This is a genomic window from Salinicola sp., assembly GCF_982684285.1.
The window spans coordinates 1-5166 of record NZ_CEXLVS010000272.1; the positions used below are offsets into that span (position 1 = coordinate 1).

The 5166-nt window shown below is 62.7% G+C and carries 5 protein-coding genes; 3 read left to right on the forward strand and 2 right to left on the reverse strand.

Going from position 1 to position 5166, the window contains the following annotated elements:
• Both AC3AYF_RS17925 and rph read right to left on the reverse strand, forming a co-directional pair.
• Positions 1–1308, reverse strand: a 1308-nt coding sequence (locus AC3AYF_RS17925; protein ID WP_487780123.1) for a thiamine pyrophosphate-binding protein, incomplete at its 3' end; no start/stop codon positions are given.
• A gap of 217 nt (positions 1309–1525) precedes the next feature.
• Entirely contained in the window at positions 1526–2248 is a 723-nt protein-coding gene (gene rph, locus AC3AYF_RS17930) for a ribonuclease PH (RefSeq protein ID WP_295036396.1), read from the reverse strand.
• A 173-nt stretch (positions 2249–2421) separates the two neighbouring features.
• On the opposite strand from rph, the gene AC3AYF_RS17935 reads away from it, so the two are divergent.
• The 3 genes from AC3AYF_RS17935 to AC3AYF_RS17945 are packed head-to-tail and all read left to right on the forward strand — an operon-like array spanning position 2422 to position 4914.
• The gene (locus tag AC3AYF_RS17935) at positions 2422–3285 is read left to right on the forward strand and encodes a YicC/YloC family endoribonuclease (RefSeq protein ID WP_295036397.1); all 864 of its coding nucleotides are present in this window, start codon (positions 2422–2424) and stop codon (positions 3283–3285) included.
• A gap of 52 nt (positions 3286–3337) precedes the next feature.
• Entirely contained in the window at positions 3338–4084 is a 747-nt protein-coding gene (locus AC3AYF_RS17940; protein WP_487780124.1) for a HipA family kinase, read from the forward strand.
• Entirely contained in the window at positions 4081–4914 is an 834-nt protein-coding gene (locus AC3AYF_RS17945; RefSeq protein WP_295036399.1) for a DUF3037 domain-containing protein, read from the forward strand. Before AC3AYF_RS17940 ends, AC3AYF_RS17945 begins: the two co-directional genes overlap by 4 nt.
• Positions 4915–5166: the final 252 nt, after the last annotated feature.

Consider the following 5166-nt stretch of genomic DNA (forward strand, 5'->3'; position numbering starts at 1 on the left):
GCCATCGCCGGCCAGCGCCACCACCTGGCGTTGCGGGAACGCCGCCTGCCAGCCCATCGCCTGGGGGACCGCCGTGGCCATCGAGCCGTGCATGAACGAACCGGTCAGCCGCCGCTGGCCGTTCATGGCCAGATATCGCGCCGCCCACACCGTCGGCGTGCCCACGTCGCAGGTGAACACGGTGTCGCTGTCCGCCAGCTCGCTGATCCGCGCGGTCAGGTATTGCGGATGCAACGGCTCGCCGCTGTCTCGCGGCGCGGCGAGATCGTCGAGCCCCTGGCGCGCCTTGCGATAATCCTTCTGGGCGTCGTCGAGAAAGCGGCGATCGCTCTTCTCGGCCAGACGCGGCAGCAGCGCCTCGAGGGTGGCGCCGATATCGCCCACCAGCCCCTTCAGCAACGGGCTGCGCCGGCCCAGGTGCGGGCCACGTTCGTCGATCTGGACGATCCTGCCGTGCTCGGGGAAGAAGTCGCGATAGGGAAAGTTGGTCCCCAGCATCAACAGGAAGTCGCAATCCTTGAGCGCGTGATAGCCGGAGCTGAAACCGATCAGCCCGGTCATGCCGACATCATAGGGATTGTCGTACTCCAGCGACTGCTTGCCGCGCAGCGCATGGATCACCGGTGCCTTCAGCCGCTCGGCCAGGGCGACGACCTGATCGTGATAACCGTCGCAGCCGTAGCCGCCAAGGATCGCCACGCGCTGCTCGCCGTTGATCAGCTCGGCCAGTTCGTCCAGCGCCGGCTCCGGCGGCACCGGTACGGCACGCACGGGCTCGGACCAGTTCGAGACCTTGACCGGTGCCGGCTGCAGCGCGATATCCCCCGGTATCACGACCACCGCCACGCTGCGCTGGGTGATCGCCACGTTCATGGCGGTTTCCAGCACCCGCGGCATCTGCGCCGGCGACGACACCAGCTCGCAGTAGTCGCTGCACTCGCGGAACAGGTTCTCGGGGTGGGTCTCCTGGAAGTAGCCCAGGCCAATCTCGCTGGAGGGGATCTGCGCGGCGATCGCCAGCATCGGCACGTTGGCGCGCTGGGCCTCGTACAGGCCGTTGATCAGGTGCAGGTTGCCCGGGCCGCAGGAGCCGGCGCAGACGGATAACCGCTTGGTGGCATCGGCCTCGGCGCTGGCGGCGAGCGCCGCCACCTCCTCGTGACGCACGCCGCGCCAGCGAATCCGCTCCTGGCGTCGCAGGCTCTCGGTCAGGCCGTTGAGCGAGTCGCCCGGCAGGCCCCAGATGTTACGCACGCCGGCGCGGTCCAGCGTCTCGATGATGAGATCCGCGATGGTCGGTTCGGCCACAGTTGTCTCCCTGACATGGACGACGGGCAATGACGACAAGAATTGCCGCTCTGCCCAATAGCTTTGGGCTTTAGTCTAGTCGACGTGCGCATCCCTGCAGCCGGACGCGATCTTGCTGGAACGACAGGGAGAAGGGAGAAGAGAAAGAGAAACTAGAGGGAATGAAGATGAGAAAACCCGAGATGGCGGCCATGGTGGCCGCCATCACTACAACGAACTAGCGGCGAATACCCAGCGCCTCATGCTGCTTGGCAAACAGCGCCCGGCAGCCGCTCTCGGCCAGGTCGAGCATGCCGTTGAGCTCGGCGCGGGAGAACGCTTCGGCTTCCGCCGTGCCCTGCACCTCGATCAGCTTGCCGTCTTCGGTCATCACCACGTTCATGTCGGTGTCCGCGGCGCTGTCCTCCGGATAGTCCAGATCGAGCACCGGGGTGCCCTTGTAGACGCCCACCGAGATCGAGCTGACCAGCTGACGGAACGGATCGGTCTTGATCATCTTCTTGCGCTGCATGTACTGCAGCGCCTCGATCAGCGCCACGCAGGCCCCGGTGATCGACGCCGTACGCGTGCCGCCATCGGCCTGCAGCACGTCGCAGTCCACCGTGATGGTGAACTCGCCGAGCTTCTTCAGATCCACCGCCGCACGCAAGCTGCGGCCGATCAGGCGCTGGATCTCCAGCGTGCGCCCGCCCTGCTTGCCGCGTGCCGCCTCACGGCCGCCGCGGGTGTGGGTCGCCCGCGGCAGCATGCCGTACTCGGCGGTCACCCAGCCCTGGTTCTTGCCGCGCAGCCAGCGCGGCACGCCGGCCTCGACGCTGGCGTTGCACAGCACCTGGGTATCCCCGAAGCTCACCAGCACCGAGCCTTCGGCGTGACGGGTAAAACCGCGGGTCAGCGTGACCTCGCGGGGCTGATCGGGTTGTCGTCCACTCGGGCGCATGAAAGCCTCTCGATCCAAAACATCAATGACAGAAGCGCCACGTCTTCGACGCTTCACAGCAGGCCGGCCATTCTACACGGCTCGGCTGCACATTCACCGCCGGCGAGCGGCGGCCAACGGCTTCACGGATGGGTTACACTCGATCGATCAGCTCGACGATTCAAGGAACTCCCATGCCCCACAGCATGACCGCCTTCTCACGCCAGACCCGTGATGCCGACTGGGGCAGCCTGCAGCTCGAACTGCGCTCGGTGAATCAGCGCTACCTGGAGCCGCACTTCCGCCTCCCCGATACCCTGCGCGATCTCGAGCCGCATTTCCGCGACGCCATGCGCCAGCGTCTCGCCCGCGGCAAGGTGGAATGCGCCCTGCGCTTCGACCCCGCCGAGAACGACGCCGCCCCCGGCATCAACGCCGAACAGCTCGCCGCGCTCTCCCAGGCGCTGAAACAGGTCCGCGCCCAACTGCCGGAAGCACCGATGCCCAACGCGCTGGAACTGCTCGCCCACCCCGGCGTGATGGCCACCCAGCGTCTCGACCTGGAGAGCGTCAAGGCTGCCGCACTCGAGCTGTTCGACGCGGCGCTCGGGGATCTGGACGCCGGTCGCGCCCGCGAAGGCGAGCGCCTGGCGGAACTGATTCGCGAGCGGCTAAAGGGCGTGCGCGAACAGGTCGCCGTGGTGCGGGAACACCTGCCATTGATCCTCGAGCGCCAGCGCACTCAATTGCTGGAAAGGCTGGAAAGCGCCAAGACCGAACTCGACCCGCAGCGGCTGGAAGCGGAAATGGTGATGATGGCGCACAAGGCCGACGTCGCCGAGGAACTCGACCGGCTGGAAACCCACGTCACCGAAGTGGAACGTCAGTTGAAGCAGAAAGGGCCGGTCGGACGGCGCCTCGACTTTTTGATGCAGGAACTCAACCGGGAAGCCAACACCCTCTCCTCCAAGGCCATCGTCGCCGATACCACCCGCTGCGCGGTGGAGCTGAAGGTGCTGATCGAGCAGATGCGGGAGCAGATTCAGAATCTGGAGTGAGGACGCGGTCGTTTGGAAGGCCAGCGCTGAATTCGCTTTTGTAAGGGAAGTCATGACAGCACCAAGGCTAAAGGCGGTAGAGATACTTAGGCGATCCGAGCAAGGACTTTGTCGCCCTTTCCTGATTAGGGACGACAAAGGGGACGTCTACGTTGTCAAAGGTGTTGATGGCGTCGGTAAAGCGGCTCTGGTTTCGGAACTTATCTGTGCCGAGCTCGGAAAACGCCTGGGCCTTCCGATTCCTGCCTATGGGTTGATGCAGATACCCCAGCCGCTGATCGATTTCAGCGCGATTGAGGGCATATGGGATTTGGAAGGCGGCCCTGCCTTCGCCAGCCGGCTGATCGAAAACGCCACGACGCTGGTCTACTCCCAGATGAACCGTATCGAGACTGTCCTTCAGCAACGTGTGCTAGTGTTCGATAAGTGGGTCAAGAACGGTGATCGCTGCCTGACGGAGAACGGCGGCAACGTTAATCTACTTTGGTCTGCCGGTCAGGGCCTCGGCGTGATCGACCATAACGTGGCTTTTGCCATGGAAATACCAGACCAGGAAATTCTGACCAACCATGTCTTCGCCAATCAGCGTCACTGCTGCAATGACATGGTGACCCGCGCCGAGCACATCGCCGCGCTTGACACGGCCTTGGCGAACTGGGATAGGATCACCGCCCTTTTGCCGGATGAGTGGGTCTATCGCGACCGCTGGGACGAAGATTCGGAGGTAGCACCAACGCTCGAGGAGCGGTACGCGTTGCTGCGGCGGTTCAATGACGACGATTTTTGGAGACTAGCATGAGCACCTTCTGCAATTACGCGGTGCTTCGATTCCAGCCCTACCCCGAAACAGGTGAGTTCGCGAACCTGGGGATCGTCATGCTCTGCTCCGACGGCCAGTTCCTGCAACGCATCGAAACCCAACGGCGCAAGCGGGTTACCGACTTCTTCGACAAACTCGAACCCAGCGTTTTCCGGCAGGCGCGCCAGGAGTTTATCGACGAGGTTAGACGCGTCGCCGAGCTCGCAAACGCGCACACTGGTGACTTCGCGCTAAAAATGGGCTTGTTCAAGCATCTGATCGCACCTAGCGAAACCATGTTCCGCTTCGGGCCACCGGGAACCATCGCCTCAGCCAATCCCGAAGAAACGCTGAACGAGCTATTCAATCGCTACGTCCACCACGAATTCGGTCAACGGGAAGAAGCCGAAACACGGATCAAGCGCCGTCTTGGCACCCTGCTAAAAACACATTTTGCTGATCGCACCTACCGCGAGGAGCGCTTGGGCGATGAGCTCTATCACGTCAATTTTCCCTTTGTGTGGCGACGTGGCGAGCATGCCCCGCGTCAGGCAATCCGGCCGCTATCCTTCGACCTCGATGACCCAAAGAGCATTCTCGACAAGGGCGACCGTTGGATCATGCAAATGAACCGGCTGAAGAAGCATGGCGGACTGCCGGAAGATACGGTGTTTGTCTGTCAGGCACCCAGTGGCCTGGAGACCAGAAAGACACGGAGTTACCAGGAGATCATCGCCGAGTTGTCCAATACCCGACACATTCGCGTCATCCCCGAAGAGACACCGGTACCGCAGATGCGTGAAATGCTGGCTGAGGCCGTGAGGCACTAGCGGCAATGAACTCGTGCGGCGCAACGCTGTTTACAGTTAATCCCGCATGCGTGGTACGGAATAACGCCAGTATCCAATAGAGCGCGAACGCCGTTGACTGATCGCGTATCGAAGTCCAAATTCCACCGCAAGTGGACAGGGAGTGCCCGGTCGGCGTCTAAACCTCGGTGAGTTGCACCGGGGTTTTTTGCTTTCTAGGCGATATGCCCCAGATGAAAGGACGTACTTAGGGCTCAAAATCTTTGAATTGGG

Coding starts and splice junctions, on each gene's coding strand:
- rph (WP_295036396.1), bottom strand. CDS start 2,248: ATGCGCCCGAGTGGACGACAACCCGATCAGCCCCGCGAGGTCACGCTG.
- AC3AYF_RS17935 (WP_295036397.1), top strand. CDS start 2,422: ATGCCCCACAGCATGACCGCCTTCTCACGCCAGACCCGTGATGCCGAC.
- AC3AYF_RS17940 (WP_487780124.1), top strand. CDS start 3,338: ATGACAGCACCAAGGCTAAAGGCGGTAGAGATACTTAGGCGATCCGAG.
- AC3AYF_RS17945 (WP_295036399.1), top strand. CDS start 4,081: ATGAGCACCTTCTGCAATTACGCGGTGCTTCGATTCCAGCCCTACCCC.